Raw genomic sequence first — 22357 nt, forward strand, 5'->3', positions numbered from 1 at the left:
GTAATAAATTAAAAAATAATTAAACGAGGTAATAAAAATAATGAAACAAAGATATAAATTCCTTTTATTAGGTTCAATATTTACGTCTGTTGCAATTACCACAACATCGTTAATAATGATTAATAAAAGAAAGAAAGTTGAAGCAACAAACGATAAGGAATTTAGATATATAGTTCCTGATAAAGAAGATCCTAGCAAAGCTAATATAGACTATACAACTTTATTAATAAACAAATTAGCTGATAAATTGACAGAAGCTCAAAACTTCGTGAGGAATAATAATAATCTAAAAGATGATCAAAAGATAATTAATTTAAAAGAGAAAATTGATAGTTCAACTAAAAATTTAAGTGCAACAATTAAGGATAACGATTTAATTGTTAAAGAAATAATGGAAATTGACGAACTATTATCAGAAGCTATTCGAAAAACTAACAATAATACTAATATCATTAATGGTGATAGTATTGTTAATATACCTTTAGATCAAGCTAAAAATAACATTAGAGAAGAATTAAATAATGTTATAAAAGAAATTGAAAAAGTTAGTTCAGAAGTAAATGACCAATCATTAAATGAAGTTACTAAAAATGCAAATGAGTATATTTCTTTAGCTAAAAGGGCTTTAGATGAAGTCGATAATGTTAATAAACTTCAAGCGTACTTAACCATTTCTCTTGATAAGAAGACTGAAGTTTTACTAAATGTTCAAAAAATCCAAGAAAGAAAGAATGAAATAAAAGAAAGTCTTTTAAACATTAAAAAAACTCTTGATAATTTAAAAATATTTTTCGCGGGAAAAAATGATGACGCAAACCTTCTCGAAAGTATTTCAAGATATCTAGTATTTAATTTCGATAAATTTGATATTTATGCCGAAGGAAATAACTATATTTCTGAGTTTTTAAATTATTACAACGAAATAAATAATAGCCAAAACAACGATAAAGTTATTTTACCTAAAAATATTTCACATGCAAAAAATAAAATAATTGAATTTTTAAACATGATAAGTAATGATGAAAAGTTCATTAATAATATTAATAATGTTCAATTAAAAACTCTTGAAAAACTAGATAAAATTATTGGAAATTGACTATTCCCGAATTATACTGTTAATAGATTTTACGAAAATAATAATTCTGTTGTAAACCGTTTTACTAAATACAAATCTACCGACGTTTATGCAGGTACTTATGATATATATTTACAAGGGCAAAATCAAAATCGAGACCAAAATATAAATTATGAAATAAAAAACTTTAGTAAAGATACTAAAAATAGTGATTGAATGTGACTTGATAACATCAAAAATGAAAAATTATTTTCAAATAATGAAATAATAGAAAATAACACAAAACTAAAAGAAACTTTTAAATTTGATTCACTCTTAAATGAAATTAACAAATTATCAATTAAAGCATTTGAAACTCAACTAAACAAATTAAAAACATTTATTGACGAAAATGTATCTAACGATGAAATAACATTATTAGATTTTGCAAATATTATATATTCTGATGATTTTATTAACGAATCATTTTTAGCTTATGATAACGATTTAAACGAAATATATTTTAATTCAGAATGAATGCATGGTGCCAAAATTAATTCAAGAAAAGAAAGATTAGCAAATTTTAGTAAATATTATAAAAAAATATTAGAATCATTTAAATTATATGCAAACGATGAAGATAAAAATATTAAAATAAATATTAAAGAAATTAAAGATAAATTCCTAGAAAATATAAATCATTTTAAAAATCAAATAAATACAAATAATGTTAGTTTAAATTACTTAAATCAAATTTCAACAGGTGATTTTAGAGATCTATTCACTTCTTCTATAATGTGAAAATTTAACGAAAAACTTTTAAGCTTAAAACAAAATGAAAATATATTCGATGCTTCAAAAGATGAATTAATTAACGAAAATAAAAATTCAGAAATTTCACCTAAACAAAAAGATAGAGAAAATGAGAAATTTTATAGTCAATATAACCATAAATCATATAAAAATTGATATGAATCTAAAGACAAAGACTACAAAAATAATATTTTAGAATTATTGTCTAATTTTGAAACAAATATTAATGATACTATATTCCAAAACAATGCTATTCTACTTAATTTTGATGAAGATTACGATTTAAATACAATTAAATATAGTAGGGGCGATAAAAAATATTCAGAATTTCTTTGAAAAATTGATGATAACGAAAACAAAGCTAAATCTAAAGATGTTTTCACTTATAATGAAAACGGAATTGGCGAAAATTTTAGAAATAATTTACAAAACGGATTTGATATGTTTATCTATAATTTATCAAACCAAAACAATAATAAAGAAAGCTTAAACGCAATTTATAAATATATTTCAGATGCGTTTGAATCCAAAAAAGAATTCTTTGCTAAGGATGAGAATAAAATAAACACTGATGAAATACAAAGAAAACATTTAAGCCAGGACAATGGTAAGGGTCAAAATAAATTAGATTTCAATGAAATCCACATTAAAAATAGATTTAAAAAATTAGTTGATTTAATAAATAGTACAGACATTAAATTCGCAACAATTAGTAAAAGTGAAAATCTTAAATCTAATAACACAAACTTGAATGAATGAAATGTATTACTTCAAGGAAGTAAACAAAAATGAAATTATCCACTACAACAAACTAAAGAACTTTCTCAAATTCATTACTTACCAGAATATTATTACTATAATCATTTTGTAAATTTCAAAAACTTTATTAATTTTAAGTATAATAATATATTAATCAATTATGAAATCATATATACATTAGTTAAAATTGCAGACTTCATAAATTCAAATACATATGATGATGTAAAAATGAAACAAATCTGAGATAAATTTGTAAGTAATTTTATGAGCCAATCAGATAAAGACTACGAAGTAGACTATTTCGTAACTCAAGGCGACTACACAGTTAGCAACGAACTAAAAGAATTATTAGAGAATAAATAATGAATATTTGGAAACAGTCTAAAAACGACTGTTTTTTAATTTATTAATAGTCTAACATCGCGATAAATTAAATAAAAATAACATTAGATATAAATCATTTAAATTAAATTTTTACATTTAATCTCTAGTTTAAAGTTGCTTTTAATCAATTAAATAACTATCAACAAATAATATATATACATTGAATTATTTATTGATAATGTACTTTATTTTATTCTTAAAAGTTCATTTTATCGCAGATTAAAAAGCTTATTTTTCAAAAAAAAAAAAAACAGAGCTTTTATCTCTATAAATAAGATATAAATAAATTATTTAATTTTTTCGTATGCAAAAATTTGAGCAAGAAAATTATATATAATAAAAGGTGAAAATAAAAATTAGCAAAGAGGTAGTTAAAATGACTAAAAAATATAAATTTCTTCTTATTGCGACAGCGTTTTTATCAGTAGCCACAACCACTACTGCAATAGTTATGACAAATAAAAAGAAAAAAATAACCAAAGAAAAAGAAATAAATATAAGGTATATCATCAAAGATGAAAATAACCCAAATAAAGCTAAAATAGATTACACAACTTTATTAATAAATAGACTTGCCGATAAAATTATTGATGCACAAAATTTTGTTAAGGATAATGATGTATCAAAGCAAGATCCTAAAATTATTAAATTACAAGAAAAACTAAAGGATTCAAGTTCGAATTTAGGAACAATAATTAAAGATAACAATTCGATTATTAATGAATTAGAAGAACTTAATAATTTACTTGAAGAAGCTAAAAGTGATCCAAATTTAAATGGTGGAAATAATAACACAAATATTAATATAGGTTCAGAAAAACCTGCCGATAATATCATTAATGTGTCACTTATTGAAGCGAGAAATAACGTTAGAGAAAAATTAAATGAGGCTGTTATTGAAATAGAAAAAGTTAAATCATCTATAAACGATCAAGCTATGAATGATGTTACAGAAAAAGCGAACGAATATATTTCTATAGCTAAAGAAGCGCTCGAAAGCGAAAGTGATGTTAATAAACTACAAGCTTTTTTAACAATTTCACTCGATAAAAAGACTGAGGTTTTATTATCGGCTAAAAAAATTCAAAGAAGAAAAAACGAAATTAAGGATAATCTTTTAAAAATAAAAGATACATTCGATAAATTCAATCAATTTTATTTGAAAAATGTCGAAAATACAAATTTAGTTGAAGGTATTTCTAGATATATTGCATTTAATTTTGAAAAGTTTGAGGTTTATAACGAAGGAAATAACTATATTTTTAATTTTTTAGATTTTTATTATAAAAATAGAGAATCTAAGAATAATGATGAAATAATATTACCTAAAGACCTCATCAATGCTAAAAATAAATTAATTGAATTTTTAAATACTATTAGTAATGATCAAAAATTTTTAGATAATATTCAAAGTGTAGAATTGAAAGATTTAGAAAATCTTGAAAAAATACTAGATAATTGATTATTTCCTAACTATACAATTAATAGATTTCATCAATTTAACGTTTCAATAATTAATCGTTTTTTAAAATATGAGTCTAAGGATTATTATTCAGATAATTACGATAAATATTTATACAACCCTAATGATTCAGGAGGACCTAGACCACCAAGACAACGACAAGATCAAGATGAAAATATAAAAAACCTAACTAAAGATACAACAAATAAAGATTGAATGTGATTAGACAATTTAAAGAATGAGAAAATATTTAAAAATAACGAAATCATCAAAAACGAAAAAAATCTGGACGAGACATTTAGATTTGATGTTATTTTAAATGAAATTAATAAATTGTCAATCGATATGCTAATTACTCAATTAGATAACTTAAAAACATTTATCGATCAAAAAACTCCAGATGATACTATTAAATTAGTTGATTTTGCTAATTTAGTTTATTCAGAAGATTTTATTAAAGAATTATTTTTATCGTATGAAAATGATTTAAATGAGTTATACATACAAAAAAGCAATAGAGATTGAAATTATAAACCAAATTATAATAGAGATTTTGCTGAATTTAGTGTATTCTATAAAGAATTATTAAAATCATTTTTAGATAAAGCTAGCGAAGAAAATAAAAACCGTACTATAAACATAAAAGACATTAAAGATACTTTTATAAATAGTATTAATTCTTACAAAAATGAAATCGAAAATAAAACAATCAATATGGATAAATTAAACAATATTTCTTCAGGAGATTTTAGGGATTTATTTATTTCCTCAATTATGTGAAAATTTAATGATGAACTTTTAAAATTACCTGATAATAATGATGTTTTAGATATTAACGAAAATAAAGATATTTACAAAAACAAAATCGAAGAAAACACATACTACAACGGAAGACAAAACAATAATACCGAATACTATGATAGAACATATAAAAAATGATATGATAGCAAAGATCAAACATACAAAGATAAAGTAATTACTTTATTATCTAAATTTGATGCAAACATTAATGATACTGTTTTCTTACCAACTGGTTATGATGAAGAAAATAACGGAAGTGGATTAGGTGACTTATACTATATTAGAGGTGACCAAAATGCCGCAAACGAAGCTGCTCGTATTGATATTAATAATAGTAAAGAATACACAAAAAAAGAATTATTAAATTACAATAATAAAGGTATAGAGAAAAACTTTAGAAACACATTACAAAATGGTTTCGATATGTTTATCTTTAATTTATCAAATAAAAATAACACCAAAGATAAACTAAATGCAATTTACAATTATATCAATACCGCTTTCGAAAAACGTAAAAGTTTCTTCGAAAAAGAAGAAAATAAAACAAATATTAATTACTCACAAAATGAGTATTTAAGCGAGGAAAACGGCAAGAACGAAACTAAACTTGATTTCAATAAATACCACATCCAAAAAAGATTTAAAAAACTTGTTGAAAAAATAACTGAAAATGATTTAACATTTGCAACAATTAGCAATAATAATAACCTTAAAATAAATAATAATAGTTTTAATAATTTAAATGTTTTAGTTACAAATGATAAAGAAGATTGAAATTCAGCTTTAATCAGAAGGGGAGGTTATTTACACTCGTATGGTAGTTACCGTTCATATAGTATCGACCACCGTATTAATCTTAAAAATTTTATTAATTGAAAATACTCTAATATATTAATTAATTATGATTTATTATATACACTAGTCAAAATAGCCGATTATCTAAATTCAACTACATATAACGAAACAAAAATGACCGAAATTTGAACTAAATTCAAAAAAAATTTTGATTTTGAAAATAATGATTATGACGCGGAATACTTTATAACAAATAGCAAATATAGTATTAACCAAGAGCTAAAAGAAGCTCTAGATAATATTTAGAAAATAATTAACAATATAAAAACATTCACTTATTAAACTGTGAATGTTTTTATATAAAAATTCGCAATAAATGCGAATTATATTATTCTTCTCTTTGACTTTGGAATAAATCAAAATCATTATTTTCGTTTTCAACACCATCTATGTAGTTGAAATCATCCATTTTAGGCAATTCTCTTAATGTAGAAATTCTAAAGTGATCATAAAACTTATTTGTAACACCATATAAAACAGGACGACCTGGTGTGTGTGCGATACCCACTTCTTCAATAACACCTTTAATTAATAAAGTGTTAACTACTTGTTCAGAAGCTGCACCACGAATTTTGTTGATTTGACTTCTAGTAATAGGCTGTTTATAAGCAATGATTCCTGCAACTTCAATTGCAGCATTTGATAAACGATTAGGTCTAACAATTGAAACCATTTTTGTAACGTATTCTTTTACTGTTTCACGTGTTGCCAATTTATAAACATCATTGAAGTTAACAACTTTTAACCCTCTACCTTGTTCGTTAAATTCTTTATGGAAGTCCATTAATATTTTTTTAGCTTCTGCTAAAGTTTGTGTGCCGAAGATTTCTTTAACTTGTTCTAAAGTTAAACCTTCATCACCTTGAATGTATAAAAGTGCTTCAATAATATTATTTTTCATTGTATGATTCTCCTCTTGTTATGTAAATAGTATCGAATTGTTCGTCTTGATGAATTACTAGGAATTGTTGTCTTGCTAATTCTAGTAATGCAATTAAAGTAACAACAAAGTGGTTAATTGAAGGTTGTGTAAATATTTGTTCAAAATCCACTTTTTCGTTAACTTTCATTAACCCTTTAATAAAAGGGAATTGATCTGAAGGAGTTAAATTAAATTTTTCCAATTTAGTTTCACGTAATCTTTGTGCATAAACTCTTTCAAACATTCTACGCATTACATTGATAAGTTTAAGCGGACTTGAATGACCGTCTAATTTAGAGTTATCATTATCTAATAAATATTCTTCAATATCACTTGGTTTTTTAATAAAAATATCTTGACGTAAACCTTGGAATGTTTTTAATGCTTCACGAACATTTTTAAAGTGCTCGTATTCGATCAATTCTTGTATAAGTTTTTGTTTTTCTTCTTCAAGTTCTAAATCTGGTTCATCTTCTGGATCTCTTAAAATCATTCTTGATTTTAAGTTAATTAAGTTAGCTGCCATAGCTAAATAATCACCAGCGACATCTAATTCGTCTTCAGTTATTTTGTTAATTATTTCAATATATTGAGTAGCTAATTCAACTAAATTAACATCCATGATGTCAATTTTTTTAGCTTTAATTAATTCTAATAATAAATCAAGAGGTCCATCAAAGTTCTTTAAATTAAATTCGTACTTTGTATCGTAATTAATATTTTTCTTAACTATCTTCATACTTTTCAATTTCCTTATCTACTATCATCTGAACTCTTTTAGCAACAGACGATGGAGATTGTGTAATTAAGTCTCTAGCTTTGATTTCTCTTAAAAAGTTAACTGTAATAGTTCTTCTACCTTTTCTGTTAACATCAAATGAATTTAGTGCACCCGAAATTGTTACAGGGATAATGTTCATGTATGATTCTGCAGCTACTTTAAAGACACCTGCTTTGTATTCTCCAACTTCTTCTTTGTAAACTCTTTCACCTTCAGGGAAAACAATTCCGAACCTTTTATTTTCTTTTACATATGTAGTAAATTCTTTGAATGTTTTTAAACTATTTTTAATTGAGTTTTGATCAATTAAAAATGTATCCATTAATTCCATTGCACGATTAATGTATCTTGAACTTTTAAGTTCTTGTTTAGCAATAAAAACAGGTATTCTTTGGCTTATGTTATATTCATTAGATTCTTCTTCTAAAGCTACCATTAAAGCTACAACATCAAGATATGATTTATGGTTTGGTACTAAAATACTTCCACCTGTTGCTGGTAAATTACTTAACCCTTTAACTACTAAGTCTATATTGTAAATTTTAAGAACTTTTTTAGCAACTTTTGTTAAGTATGCATATCTTTGTTCTTCGCTCACCATTTCAGGTGTTTTTTTATATTTTTTTAACATTCTTTTAATTTTTATCATTTTAAGAAAAAATGGTATTGCAGAAAACAATATTTTTATTTTTATATTTATTGATTTTTTCATTTTAGATCTCCTTATCAACAATCACAAAAGCGACTAAAAAACCTTCTTCATGTGAAATGCTAATTGCAAAATTTTTAAATTTTCATACTTTATTTTCTTTTTTTAAATCTATTTGAGAAAAATTAAAATAGCTATTATCAGCTTTGAAAATTGCTTCTTTAATAGCTCACGATCTAGCTAAAAATAAAGTTTTTTTATCATCGGGTAGGTTTATATAACAATTGAATTCTTCATTGCCTAAAATTCTTTTTGCAAATTTTATTGATTTATTCTCAAATCTTGAAATTTTTACCAAATCAATACCTACGTTATATTTCATATTTAATATTATATATTAATTTATTTATATAAATAAATTGTAATGAATTTTTTAATAATTAAATATACTCTTTAACACAAAAAAATCTCTAGAAAATATCTAGAGATAAATAGAATTATATTAATTCAAGTGATACAAATGTATCGTGAAGTGCTTTGATAGCTTCTTCTTCGTCTTCTCCTAAAACTTTAACAGTAACTTCTGCACCGTGTTTGATTCCTAAAGCCATAATGTTCATAATTGACTTTAAGTTTGCTTCACGACCATTACTTATTATAAATGAATCAGATTTAAATTTAGCAGCAGCTTGTGATACTAAAGTTGTTGGACGAGCATGTAATCCGATTGGGTCTACTATTTTAACTGTAAATTCCTTCATGTTAACCTTTCTTAATTAAAAAATTTATTGTTTTACTAAAATATTATAGCATAAAAGGCCTAAATTAGGCCTAATAATAATTGTTTAAATATTTTATTTATCGAATAAATTCTTAAATTTACTTGGATATAAATAAGCTAATTGTTTGTTTATAGAATTGAATGTACCTGGGTTATATTTAGTATCATCATTACCAAAATATGAGTACTTTTGTGTTTCGGAAAAAATAAAGTTATTTATAGTTGCATAAGTACCTTGTTCAATAAATCCAATAAAATCACCATTATGATCATAAATAGCAGATCCTGATGCACCACTAAATAAGTCAACGTTATCAATTTCACTATAAACAGCGGCATTATATGATTTTGATGTGTTTTCCGGAGCGGTAAAATCAACTTTAATTGAGTTTACTCCAAAAATGTATTCTCTATATCTTGAGGCTTCAATTGTACCATCATGGTTATTTGTAGGCACTTTAGGTAACGAAGCAACATATAAATTCATATTATTATATGTGTTAATATATCTAGATAATTTAGAAACTCTCAGCGGTTTTAACTTTTTAAAATCTAAAATATGTTGAATAGCTTTTTGTTGTCTAACATCTAAATGTTTTCCATCAAATTCATCTGTAGCTAAATTTTTATTTTCAAACTTTTTGAAAATTGCTCTAAAATCTACAATAGCCATTAATAAGTCAGCACGATTCATTTGTTGATCACGATATTTAGTATCATCATATTTGCTAACTTGTTCATTTTCTGGATTTCTAACTTGTTTTGTACCTAAGTTATCATTAAATGAATCAAAATTATTCTTAACATTATTTGAAAAATCGACGATTAATTCATATGTTATAGCATCTTCGGAGTCACTAAAGTCAAATTCAAATATATTTCCTAAAGGATCTTTAGTTTGATCATTTGAAGGTCTATAGAAAATTGGTTGTTGCTTATCTTCTATATTTTTGGAAATCATTGTCGGTGCGATTATTTCACCTTTTTTAATAGTTAATACTCTATTACCAGAAGAGTTTATCGATTCTTTAGCTAAACCTGATGTATCTTTTCTGTTAGTGTCTCAAACATGATAATTAGCAAAGGTTCAGAAACGATAATCATTTGGATCATCATTAACTTTAGCGAAAATATTTCATGAACCATCAGATTTTTTAGATAATGAATAAACTCTTTTTCTACCTTGTTCAATACCTTTAGATTTATCTTCTTCAAAAAGTCTTTTTACCACATCCTCTTTTAAAGGTTGATCAACTAAATGCCCTTCTATAGTGATGGTTTTAACAGTGCCATTTTCAGAAGGTTGGTCTCTTTTATATGTTTTAGTTTTTAATTCATAAGTATCATTATAAGCTGTTGCACTTGTTTCTAATGATAATTCATCTAATTTATCTTTTTGTTTATAACTTAGCAATTTTTTACTTGAACTTTTTTGTTGAATTCAATTAACAAATAAGTCAGCAGTAGTTATATAAATCGATCTACCTTGGTATGAATTATGTTCTCAAGTTGTATTATTAAATACAGCTTTATTTTTAGATCTTAATTTAATAATTAGTTTATCGCCTTGTAATTCAATATCAAATTGAACCAAATTTTTAATTTTAGAAGCAATATCTGCTTGATATTTATTATTTTCTGAAGTTGTATTATAGATAAATTCAGCGTTAGGAATCATTTTGCTTTCTTTAATATTTTTATACGAAACTGGAATTGTAATTCTTGAAGAAACATCATTAAATTCAGTTCAATGCAACGCTTTTTGTGGATTAGGGTTTAATTCAAAAGTAATTCAAAAAATTACGTCTTCATCAGAAATTGAATTTAATCCTTCAATACCACTTATATCTTTAGATATTGTAGCGAAGGTTTTATCTTCATTTATTTGGAAAGGTTGCTCCGCTAAATAATCTCTTGTTTTAAATCAATGTAGATCATATTCACTACCATTTTTTAAAATTTTATAATCAACAAACTCTTTTTCATTTCTTGCGCCATTATATTCTTGTCTATTTTTAAATAAATTTTTAACATTAAAAACTTCATAATTGTAATTTATTAAAGTTGATAAATTATTTATTGAAAATGGAATTTTATCCTTACTTATAGAGTGGTTAGAAAATAATTCCTTTTTAGTTAGATCTAATTTAGTCGAAACTAAATTACTATTTGCTGAAACAACATTATTGTTTGTAGAATTGTATAATTGATCACTTAATTGTATGTTAGAACTTCAATTAACATTATAACTAAAGTATTTATCACTACTATATTTAATTTCGTCCGATAACGAAACAAGCATATCAGGATCTAAAATTTGAACGCTTTCTAATTTATATGTTATTTTTTCTTGCAATCCACTTAAGTTGAATTTTTGAAGTTGATCAAAAGTTACAAATACTTTCTTAATGTCTTGAACCCTGTTTTTATCATCTATTTGCTCGTGTTTATTTGTAACTACTGTTATTGTACGTCTATTAAAAATATCACTAGATTCTTCTTGTCTTGTTTTTTCTTCATATACTTTTTGTTTGGCTTTGAATGTTATTTCAAATAATTTATTTTTTAGTATTTCAAGTTGTTCGGAATTTCAATTTAGAATTAATCTACCGAATAATTCTTTTTCTTCTTTAACGACTTCAAAAGAATTTATACTTAGATTTTGTAATTTTGAATTATTTAAGAAAATATTTTTACCATTTAAACCGACTACATATGTATTTTCCTCATTTTTAACATAAGTAACAACAAATTTAACATCATTATTTAAATCTGATGTATTTAATAAAATTTTATTACCACTTTGAGTTACTGTTATTCATTTAGATCAAGGTTTAACTCTATTTCAACTCTTTACAAAAATTTGATTAATATTCGAAACAGAATGAGGAACGGTAAAAGTTATATTTTCGTTATTAACTTCTGAAGTTTCGAAGGTTATTTCTTGCATATTTGTCGCTTTTGGTTCTTCTTCTATAGTTTTTGACTCAGAAACATTATTGTTAACTACTGAAATGTATGAATTATAAAATTGATTATTATTATCAAATGATGAACTTAAATTTAGATCATTTTCACTATAATCATTTGCAGTTTGTAAACTATTATAAAATACATTATTAGAAATTTCTTTGTTTGATTTATGTTCAAAGTCTGTTGTAGTAGGTTTTATACCTGTGGTAAATGAAATCTCTTCATCGAATTTCAAAATTGTATTTTGAGAATTTTTTATTAATGTAAATTCTCTAATATCGTATTTTTTACCTTCTAATAGGTTATTAAAAGCAAATAACACTTTTATCAAATCACCTTCTATAGTAACATTTCCCGTAACAACTTGATCATCAGATAATTTAGCTTTTATTTGTGAATCACTAGTATAAAAATTATTAAAATTACTTATTTGAATTTTAACATTAGCACTATCGTAAGTTACATTTATATCATTTTTAGATATTGTATATTCTTGTTGATTGTTGCCTGAATTATCTTGACCATCTGTTTGTCCATCTTTATTTCCTGGGTTTTGAGGTTCAACAGGTTCGGAAGGTACTTTGCTTCCTCCTTCATCAGGGTTAGGTTGTTCTGGTTTTGAAGGGACTTCGGGTTCAGTTACAGTTCCACCACTTGATTCACCATCTTTATCACCTGGTTTTTGAGGTTCAACAGGATTGGAAGGTACTTCACTTCCACCTTCATCAGGGTTTGGTTGTTCTGGTTTTGAAGGTACTTCAGGTTCAGTTATAGTTCCCTCTGTTTCTCCATCTTTATCATTTTTATTTTCAGGTTCTTTTACTACGCCATCATCAGGATTAGATATATCAGGATTTGAAGGATTTTTTGTATCACCTTCACCAGGATTTGGTTTATCAGGAATTATTTTATCTCCTGTTGAACTATCTGGTGTTTGCGGATTTTCACTGCCAGTCTCTGTATCAGGGTTACTTGGTTTGGAATTAACGCTTTCATCTTTATTTTTACTTTCATATCTAGAATTAGTTCCGCAAGCGACTACCCCAGTTGTTAAAGTTAAAAGCATAGGAAATGCAATAAAAATTCTTTTTTTCTTCATAAAAACCTCACTTTTTTGTCTATTTAAATAATTTTACTACTTTTTAAGAGTTTGTTAATTATTTGAATAAATGTAGTATTTTATACTAAAAATATGAAATAAATTCACTTTTGTGATTTAAAACAACTTTTAAATTTTTTAATTTATATTATGATAATCTCAAAAAGTTTAAAAATTAAAAAAATATTAGCATTTATTTGATGCTAATAATGTCTAAATTCTATTTTTATTCTGCGTATAATTTTTGTTCTTTAAACAAAGTTTTATAATCAAGATAACCATTACTGTCTAAATATTTATCTAAACAACCAAACTCATTAATTTCTTTAAGTTTTTTATATAATCCATTTAAATCACTTTTAGCCATATTTAAATTTAATTTATAATGTTCTAGAAATCATCGATAAGCATATGTTATTTTTTTATCAGGGATAATAGGTTCATTTCTATAACTAATTGTGTTATCTTCATAGTGAATTTCTAAAGGTCCATATTTTTCAATGCTTTTTTCAATGTCTAATAATTCTTCTTTTGTTAAAGGTACATTATGCTCGTTAATGTCTACAATTTCGTCATCAGACAAAAAATTTTCATACATTGTTAGTGGAATTCTTAATGCCAAATCCTGTATTTCAGATTTTAATGTACTATACATATTAATAATTTCTAAAGTGCTAGTATCTTTTGAAGTTCAACGTTCCGATATTCTAAATAGAATTCATTCTAATAAATCATTTTTAAATTTATCAACTACTTTAATGTTATTACTATCAAGAAATTTGAAAATTTTCATAACATAATATTCCACATCCCTTAAAAGATTGCTAATAAAATCCGGATTGCTATACTTATAAAGTGAGTAATATTCGTAAAATTTATCTATTTTATTTGAATTATGACTTAAAGAACTTTTTTTAGGTAATATAAAGTTTACTCAAGAAGTTTCAATCATTTCTTTTCTTTCTTTATTATTCATATTAATATTATATTATTTTTTTAAATTACTTAATACCTATAACTTATATGTATAAAAATAAATAGATTGTTTTGTATAAAAACATTAACACTTGATTAAAAATTTATTTTAAAAATAAAATAATATAATTAAGTTATGAAAAGTAATCATAAAATAATAATTTAATTAAAATTAAAATATAATATCAAATATTTAAATTAATAACCAAAAAAAGGAGTTTATATGAAATTAAATAAAAAGATTTTTAGTTCTATTATTTTATTAGGAACATCATCTGTTTCTATTATTTCATGTGCACAACAAACACCTAAAAGCACTAGTAAACATGTAGAAAAAGATCATGAAGCAACAAGTGACAACATTAATAATAAAATAAATAATGATTCAGAAACAAATACAAAACAAGATGATCAACAAAAAGAAAATCAAGTTCAAAATCCAAAACATACAGAGGAAGGAAACCCAACTGAAAACACAGGAAAAACACAAGAAACAGAAACTAATTCTAACGGAAGTACTGAACATACAGGAGAATCAAAAGAACCTAGCTCGGAAAATAGTACAACATCACCAGATAACCAAACTAAAAATAAAGATTTTAACTTTAATGAATATTTTAAATTAAGTGAAAATGATAAATTTGACTATCAAATGAAATATTTAAATAACTTAGAAAACTCATTTAATATTAGACAAACTAATATAACTCAAGAATCTAAAAATAAATTTAATGAAATAGCACATAAACTTAATTTTCTCGATTATGATACATTAAACAAACTTGGCGCTAATTTACCTAGTTATGATCAAAATGGAAATTATAATGGAATGTTAATTCAACAAAATGATCCAGGAGCTGTGCAAGGTATAGCAGATTCATATAATAAAGACCCATATAAAAGTATTGGTTTAGCAAGAACACTTACTAATGAAACATATTTAAATATTGCTAAACAAACATTTCAAATTACTTTTAATATATATCCTATAACTAACGACTCTAAAGAAAAAGAAGAATTAATTAAAATTATGAATTTTGATGATGATTTAAGTCTAATGATTAATTTTGTAGAAGATCAAGTTACTAAAAATCAATTAAAGGATGAATTAGAAAGAAATAAAGTTACTTGAACTAAAACTGATAAAAGTAACTTTCTATTTAAGAAAATTTGAGGTATATTACTAAAACAAAATAATGATAATTTCTTAAATCCTATTAAAACATTAAATCAATATAAAAAATATTTTGATCAAAACTTTATTAAATTTAACGAAGAAATAAATAAGTTAAATATAAGTGAAGGAACTAAAAATAGAGTTAAAGATTATGTAGTAAATAACAATAATTTTTATGCTTTAAATTACAATATATTAAATTCTGATCAATATAATTCAGGTTCAGGAACTGCATTTATAATAGATTATTTAGAACCAAGTGATAAAAATAAATATCCTACTAAATTTTACTTTATGACCAATTACCACGTGGTTAATGGTTTTGACTTAAAAAATATAAAAAATATATCACTTGCAAGATTAAATAACGAGTACAACCAATTGAACAAAACTTTAAAAGTAGTTGGTAATGATATAAATATTCCAAAGATATATTTTAACCCTACTTCATACAATAAAGTAGTTGATGGAAGGGACTTTTTAAATACTTCTCCATCTCAATATAGTACAAATAAAGATGATAAAAATCAAGAATACCTAGATTTTGCTATTTTCGAAATTGACTTTGAAAAACTTTTTAATGATCAAGAACAAATGTATGCTAACTCATTTTTAAATGCTAATAGTGCAGAAGAACTGGCACAAAAAGTTACAAATAATTATGCACTATTACCAGAAGATAAAAAGATTGGTTTCTTAAGTTATGATTATCTAAATGAATATTCAAAAATGAATAAAGACGAAACAAATAGTAATAAACTAGATAGTGATAAAGACCAATTATATGCATTATCATACCCTTCAACCAAAACTAGACATCTTAACGACTTTTATTTAGAATTAAATGAAGAAGAAAAGTTAAAAAATAGTGATCAATTAGAAGATGCAAATAGTAAGTTTAGTTTATGAACTAATCAAACCTATGAGTATTACAATAAGCCAAATTTAATGAGTGAGATTTCAAAAGATATACTTGATCAAGGTGGTGAATTATCTAGCACAATTTCAATGAGAAGTTTTAAAGATAAAGCTGGTGTATTTGATAAATTTATACACGCTCCATCAAGCACGGGTAAATTATTCCACTCAAAAGATGATGGTTTAGACTATTACGAAGCTGGTTTAGGTTATGCGCTAAAAAACTATTCACCTGCAGGTGGTTCATCAGGTTCTTCAATTAGAACTAAAGATAATAAATTAGTTTCAATAATAACAACCGGTTATGCAAGAAGCATGTTATCAGCTTCTTTAGCAATTAGATCAAATGGATATAATCTTGAACAATTATATGGTGACTATAATATGCCTCAATATGATATTATTTACGGAACTGGTAAAGATCAAAAAACTTCATATCGTGAAGCAATTAAATCATATTTAGAAAAAAACAGTGTACAAAATAAAACTCATTTATTTAAAAATGGTTTTGAAACCGAAAATATAGATCAAGCCTTTGTGTTTAAGAAATAATAAAAATGATACTTCGTTCTAGGAAGTATCATTTTAATACTATTTTTAAGCATATAAAAATTTGACACTAAAACATGTGTCAAATTTTATTTAATAAATTATTGATTGTTATTTAACTTTTTATTCTTGTATTCTGTTGCTTTTGCTTTAAATTGATCAATTTCTTTTTCAGAAGCTAACACAAAGTGTTGATCTCCAACTTGAATTCATTTAGGTTGGTTTTCTTCATCATAATTATGCATATTTGGATCATATGTTTCACCAACAAGTGAACCTTTTTCCGCTTCAATAGAAGGAACTGCATCTAATAAACTTTGTGTATATGGGTGATGAGGGTTATGAACTATTGATTTTGCAGGTCCAACTTCTAAAAGTGTACCTTTATTCATAACAGCGATACGATCAGAAATATATTCAACCATACGTAAATCGTGGGCAATAAATAAAATTGTTAAATCATATTTTTCTTTAAGTTCTTTGAAAATGTTAATAACTTGAGCTTGGATTGAAACATCAAGAGCTGAAATAGGTTCATCAGCAATTAAGATTTGTGGTTTTAGAACAATTGCTCTACAAATCCCGATACGTTGTTGTTGACCACCAGAGAATTCTAATGGGTATCTTCCTAAAACAGTTTCATCAAGTCCAACTGAACCTAAGATTTCTCTAATTAATAAAGCCTTAGCTTCTTTTTCTGTTAGTTTTTTTAACTTTTCTCTTTCGACAATATATTTATCTAAAAATTTGTTTAAATAATTATTTTTTAATTCTCTTACTTTAGTATTAAAATCATTGTAAAAAGCATCATAAGCGGTGTTTTCATTAATAGCAAGTTCTTTATCTAATCATTTTTCATAATCACCAAAGAATTGTGAATGGTGAATATCACATAATTCAGAATAAATCTCTTTTTTTACTCTACTATCATAGTTATAAATGTAAATTTCTTTAGCATTTTTAGTATTAGTTAAACCTTCACCAATGATAGATTCAACATCTTTAAATGGATTTAAACTGTTAGTTGGATCTTGGAAAATCATTTGAACTTTATTAACCATAAAGTTAATAATATCTTTACCTTTTTTAGATCATTTAAATACCTTGTTTTTATTTTTAGGTATCACTCTATCTAAAATTTTAATTTGACCAAAACTATGTGGTGTTAAACCTATAATAGCTTTACCAGCGGTTGTTTTACCAGAACCTGATTCACCAACTAGTCCTAAAACTTCACCTTTATAAATGTTTAAGTTAAAGTCTTTTAATGCATAAAATGTTTTTGCACCGTGACCATATGTAACATCCATATTTCTAATTTCAAGAATTTTTTCTTTATCTACAGAATTTAACATTTGTTCAGTACCTTCTCTAACTTCACGGTACTGTTTTTTACCTAGTCAATTTGATTCGACATAATATTGTTTTTCTTTATTCATCAACTTGCTCCTGGTTCTTTTCTTCTAATTCTCTTAATTTAATTACTTCTGCGTTATATAATTCTGTTTTATTGTATTCATCTAGATATTCTTCTTGGCTAACAAAATAGTTTTTACCATAGATTTTCTCTAAACGATTGAAATATCTTTTTCAAAGATTTTCAATAATTTTATGTGGACGATAATGTGGTGCTTGTTTATCAAGTAAACTTGATTTTACATAGTGAGTTTTTGATACATAGTAAAAATCTGATTCTTCTTCTAAATCTTTACCTAAGGCATAATCATTACGTATTGCGAAAGCGTCACCTTGAATATCATTAAGTGATGAAGGAACAGCTCCTTTAATAACGCTTAATCTTTCATCATTGTTATAATCAGGCATTGATGAAATTAAACCTCAAGTATATGGATGTTGTGGGTGCATTAAAATTTCTTCACGTGTACCTGATTCAATAATTTGACCAGCATACATAATATTAATAAATTCAGAAATAGATGCAACAACTCCTAAGTCGTGAGTAATAAATACAATCGCAATTTTAAATTGTTCTTGTAATTCTCTAATTATATCTAGCACTAAGGCTTGAACTGTAGGGTCAAGAGCGGTTGTAGGCTCATCCATAACTAAAATTTTTGGTTTTAAACTAACAATTGCGGCAATAGCAATACGTTGAATCATACCTCCAGAAAGTTCATGTGGATATAATTGCATTACTTTTTCTGGGTTATTAATTTTAGCTAATTTAAGATATTTAATTGCTTCTTGAACAGCTTCTTTTTTAGTTTTAGTAATTCCATTAATCATCATACCTTCAGTAATTTGTTTACCAACTTTCATGGTTGGATCTAAAATTGACATCGGGTTTTGGAATACTGCAGATACAACTCTACCTCTAAGTTTTGATTTTTCTCAGTTAAATAAGTTGAAATTATGAACTTCTAAGCCATATAATTTAACTGAACCAGATTCGATGATTGAATTATTACCAGTTAAACCGTATAACAGAGATGTTATAACTGATTTACCTGAACCAGATTCACCAATAATAGCGTGAATTTTACCTTCATAAACTTTAAGAGATGGACCTCTTAAAACTAAGTTTTTCTCACTTGGATTAGCTGGATTTTTAAATGTTAAATAGATATCTTCAATTTCAGCAGCAACTTTTAGATCTTGGTCTAAAACATGTTCTGTTTTTGCGTTATCTATGTATTTTTGAAATTCTAATGTTGTGTTTTGTTTTTTGAATGTAAATAAACGTTTTAATTTATTATAAATATTTGTTCAAAAGTCAACAACACCTCTAATGAATGTTTTATTTTTTTTCTTTTTTAACTTCTAGTAAGTCTTTTTTGTGTGGCTTAGCTAATTTTTGAATAACTTTTGGATAAAGTCTTGTGTATGGTGCTTTATTTAATTCTAAGTTTGAACTTAAATTTGTAACCATTGTTTCTGAATAATATTGAACTTTTTCTTTATAGGTTAGTTCTTTTCAGTTTGCAACATCTATTTTTTTAACTTCTTCAACAACAGTTGCTTGCGGTTCTTCCACAATTTCTTCTTTTATTTCTTCAACTACTGGAGTTGGTTCTTCAAGAATCTCTTCTTTAATTTCTTCGACAACGATTGGTTGTGGTTCTTCAATAACCGGAATTGTTTCTTCTTCAACTTCTTCGATAGGTATAATTTCTTCAATTATCTGTTCTTCAACAACTTCTTCTTTTACTTCTACATCGGCATAAACCGGAACTTCCACTTCATATTGTTCTGTTTCAGTTACATATTCAACTACATCTTCGTATTCTCTAATATAAGTATACTCAAGTTCTTTTTTAACTTTTTTAGCTTTAATTTTAGGTTTTTTGAATTTTTTTGATTTAACTTTCATATTTTCCTATCTTTGTCTTAATAATGAATCTTGCACACTTGCTGATATTAATTGAATTGATGTTGTAAGTAAAACTAGCATTGTTGACGGTATTAGAACATATCTTGGATATGCTGTAAAGACTTTAGAACCTTCAGAAATTAAGTTTCCTAATGTTGGTATATCGATACTTAAACCAATGAAGGCAAGGGATGTTTCACTTAGAATAACACCTGGTATATGGAATACTATTTCTGTTACTAAAAGCGGAACTACAACTGGTAAGTAATTAAGTAATATTTTATAAGTTGGTGTACCTAAAATACTTGAAGCGGCAACTCATTCAAAGTTTTTTGCTCTTAATACTTGCGATCTCATTTGGTTAGCAATACCAGTTCATGAAGTAAAGGTGAGGGCGAAAACTATAACTCAGAAAGTTGGTTTTCACACAATTGTAATAACGATTAATATAATAATGGACGGAACGTTTGAAATAATTTTGATTATATAGGTCATAATAGTGTCAAATAATTTAAAATGACCCATTGTAATACCGATTAATAAACCAATAGCAACCTGAATAATTGTGGTTACTAACGCAAGAGCAAGAGAATATCTTAACCCTCATCATAGACGTCCAAATAAATCACGTCCTAAGTAATCTGTTCCAAAAATTGAACCGTTTTCAAAGAAGTTTTCATATTTATTATCAATGTTTAATGTTTCAGGATTTTTAGTGAAGAAAGGTATTATAAGTGAACTAATAACTATTGTTAAAAATAATATTAGCCCAAAAACACCTGCATAACTTCTAGAGTATCTGTAAAATAATTCAGATCATTTGTTTTGTTGTTTTTTAATGTTTTTTGATTCATGGTACTCAAGTAAATTACCAATTAATTCTCATTTTTTATAGTTTAGTGGTTGGATAAAACGATTTGGCGCTAAATCTCTACCATGCTCGTTGTTTGGCGATGTATGTTGTTTTTTTGTTTTAAAAATCATTTTAGTCCTACTTTCTTCTTCTTACACGTGGGTCAATTAATTTGTATAGAGCATCACGAGTTGTATATGAGAGAATTGTTAATAATGAGAATATTGTTACCATGAATAAGATAATATTGTAATCTTTTGAGGTAATTGCATTAAGTAATAAACCACCAGAACCTGTAATAAAGAAGATTTGTTCTACGAACAAACTACCAATGAAGCTACCAAAGATAACTACCGGGAAGAATGTTGCGATTGGGAATAATGATGGTTTTAATGCGTGTGTTCAAACGAATCTAGATTTTGATAATCCTTTTAGATAACAAAATTTAGCATGTTGTGAGTTTAACTCACGATTTAATTCAGTTCTAATATATTTAATATAAACAATAATAGAACCTAAAGATAAAGCTAAACCAGGTAGTATATATGTCGTAATATCTGTATGCACAAATAAATAAGGTATATTAATAATACGACCTAGTAATAATAATCATAGCGCAAATACTAATGATGGAATTGATGAGAAAATTGAAACAACAACTGTGGCAATATGGTCAGGTAATTTATCTGGATTCATTCCAACATAAACACCAATTGGAATACCAATTATTAGTGTTAATGCAACTGAGAAAATCCCAATTAAGAATGATTTATAGAATCTGACTCAAACAAAATCATTAATATTTTGTCCTGGAAAGACCGAGTAAGAAATTCCGAAATCACCATGTAATAAGTTTTGTAAGTAGATTAGATACCTTTGGAATAAAGGTTTATCTAATCCATATTGTGCTTCAATAGCTTTTTTAGACGCTTCATCTAGTCCAGAAGTTAATGTAGTAGATCCTGGTATTGAGTTAATTAAGAAGAATGTAATTGTAACAACTATTCAAGCAATAGTAAAAAACTCAAAAGACATAATAAATAGTCTTCTTAATGATCTAACTAATCTTGATTGTGTGTTAAATACTTCGTTTAAAAGCGACGTTTTAGGTTTAATTTTGTTTGCAAAATCGACAAATGAATTATTATTAACTAATTTTTTATCTTTGAAATTTAATTCATTTTCGTTTACAAAGTTATTTGTATTTTTTATTTTCATCTA

The 22357-nt window shown here is 25.4% G+C and carries 15 protein-coding genes; 3 read left to right on the forward strand and 12 right to left on the reverse strand.

All coding sequences use genetic code 4. The features are described 5' to 3' along the window. The first annotated feature begins 40 nt into the window (after positions 1-40). Complete coding sequence (locus HTZ87_RS01970; protein WP_174892893.1) at positions 41-2989, forward strand: hypothetical protein; 2949 nt, start codon at positions 41-43, stop codon at positions 2987-2989. A gap of 397 nt (positions 2990-3386) precedes the next feature. Next, entirely contained in the window at positions 3387-6374 is a 2988-nt protein-coding gene (locus HTZ87_RS01975; protein ID WP_174892894.1) for a hypothetical protein, read from the forward strand. A gap of 82 nt (positions 6375-6456) precedes the next feature. Here HTZ87_RS01975 and scpB read toward each other — a convergent pair whose 3' ends face one another. The 7 genes from scpB to HTZ87_RS02010 all read right to left on the reverse strand — a co-directional run bounded on the left by scpB (position 6457) and on the right by HTZ87_RS02010 (position 14309). Next, positions 6457-7029 carry an SMC-Scp complex subunit ScpB gene (scpB, locus tag HTZ87_RS01980; protein WP_174892895.1) on the reverse strand — a complete coding sequence of 191 codons (573 nt, stop codon included), beginning with the start codon at positions 7027-7029 and terminating at the stop codon, positions 6457-6459. Beyond that, complete coding sequence (locus tag HTZ87_RS01985; protein ID WP_174892896.1) at positions 7019-7789, reverse strand: segregation/condensation protein A; 771 nt, start codon at positions 7787-7789, stop codon at positions 7019-7021. The genes scpB and HTZ87_RS01985 overlap by 11 nt, the downstream gene beginning before the upstream one ends. Then, complete coding sequence (locus HTZ87_RS01990; protein ID WP_174892897.1) at positions 7776-8543, reverse strand: 1-acyl-sn-glycerol-3-phosphate acyltransferase; 768 nt, start codon at positions 8541-8543, stop codon at positions 7776-7778. The genes HTZ87_RS01985 and HTZ87_RS01990 overlap by 14 nt, the downstream gene beginning before the upstream one ends. Position 8544: 1 nt before the next feature. Continuing rightward, positions 8545-8862 carry a 4'-phosphopantetheinyl transferase superfamily protein gene (locus HTZ87_RS01995; protein WP_174892898.1) on the reverse strand — a complete coding sequence of 106 codons (318 nt, stop codon included), beginning with the start codon at positions 8860-8862 and terminating at the stop codon, positions 8545-8547. A gap of 115 nt (positions 8863-8977) precedes the next feature. Continuing rightward, positions 8978-9241, reverse strand: a complete 264-nt coding sequence (locus HTZ87_RS02000) for an HPr family phosphocarrier protein (RefSeq protein WP_174892899.1) — start codon at positions 9239-9241, stop codon at positions 8978-8980. A 93-nt stretch (positions 9242-9334) separates the two neighbouring features. Further along, positions 9335-13333, reverse strand: coding sequence for a hypothetical protein (locus HTZ87_RS02005; protein ID WP_174892900.1), 3999 nt, complete (start codon positions 13331-13333; stop codon positions 9335-9337). A gap of 226 nt (positions 13334-13559) precedes the next feature. Next, on the reverse strand, positions 13560-14309 hold the full coding sequence (locus tag HTZ87_RS02010; protein WP_174892901.1) for a hypothetical protein: 750 nt from the start codon (positions 14307-14309) through the stop codon (positions 13560-13562). Between the two features lie 222 nt (positions 14310-14531). Here HTZ87_RS02010 and mip point away from each other — a divergent pair, with 222 nt between their 5' ends. After that, a complete protein-coding gene (gene mip, locus HTZ87_RS02015; RefSeq protein ID WP_174892902.1) occupies positions 14532-16955 on the forward strand; it encodes an Ig-specific serine endopeptidase MIP in 2424 nt (807 codons plus the stop codon). 98 nt (positions 16956-17053) lie between these two features. Here the strand turns inward: mip and HTZ87_RS02020 are convergent, their stop codons facing one another. Genes HTZ87_RS02020 through HTZ87_RS02040 form a run of 5 tightly spaced genes read right to left on the reverse strand, consistent with a single transcriptional unit; the run spans position 17054 to position 22354 of the window. After that, the gene (locus HTZ87_RS02020) at positions 17054-18391 is read right to left on the reverse strand and encodes an ABC transporter ATP-binding protein (protein WP_174892903.1); all 1338 of its coding nucleotides are present in this window, start codon (positions 18389-18391) and stop codon (positions 17054-17056) included. Continuing rightward, complete coding sequence (locus HTZ87_RS02025) at positions 18384-19730, reverse strand: ABC transporter ATP-binding protein (protein WP_174893175.1); 1347 nt, start codon at positions 19728-19730, stop codon at positions 18384-18386. The genes HTZ87_RS02020 and HTZ87_RS02025 overlap by 8 nt, the downstream gene beginning before the upstream one ends. Further along, complete coding sequence (locus tag HTZ87_RS02030) at positions 19711-20283, reverse strand: hypothetical protein (RefSeq protein ID WP_174892904.1); 573 nt, start codon at positions 20281-20283, stop codon at positions 19711-19713. The genes HTZ87_RS02025 and HTZ87_RS02030 overlap by 20 nt, the downstream gene beginning before the upstream one ends. Positions 20284-20289: 6 nt before the next feature. Then, entirely contained in the window at positions 20290-21267 is a 978-nt protein-coding gene (locus HTZ87_RS02035; protein ID WP_174892905.1) for an ABC transporter permease, read from the reverse strand. A gap of 7 nt (positions 21268-21274) precedes the next feature. Beyond that, positions 21275-22354, reverse strand: coding sequence for an ABC transporter permease (locus HTZ87_RS02040; protein WP_174892906.1), 1080 nt, complete (start codon positions 22352-22354; stop codon positions 21275-21277). Positions 22355-22357: the final 3 nt, after the last annotated feature.

Origin of the sequence: Mycoplasma sp. OR1901 (assembly GCF_013348745.1) — a bacterium.
Lineage (GTDB): Bacteria > Bacillota_I > Bacilli_A > Mycoplasmatales > Metamycoplasmataceae > Mycoplasmopsis.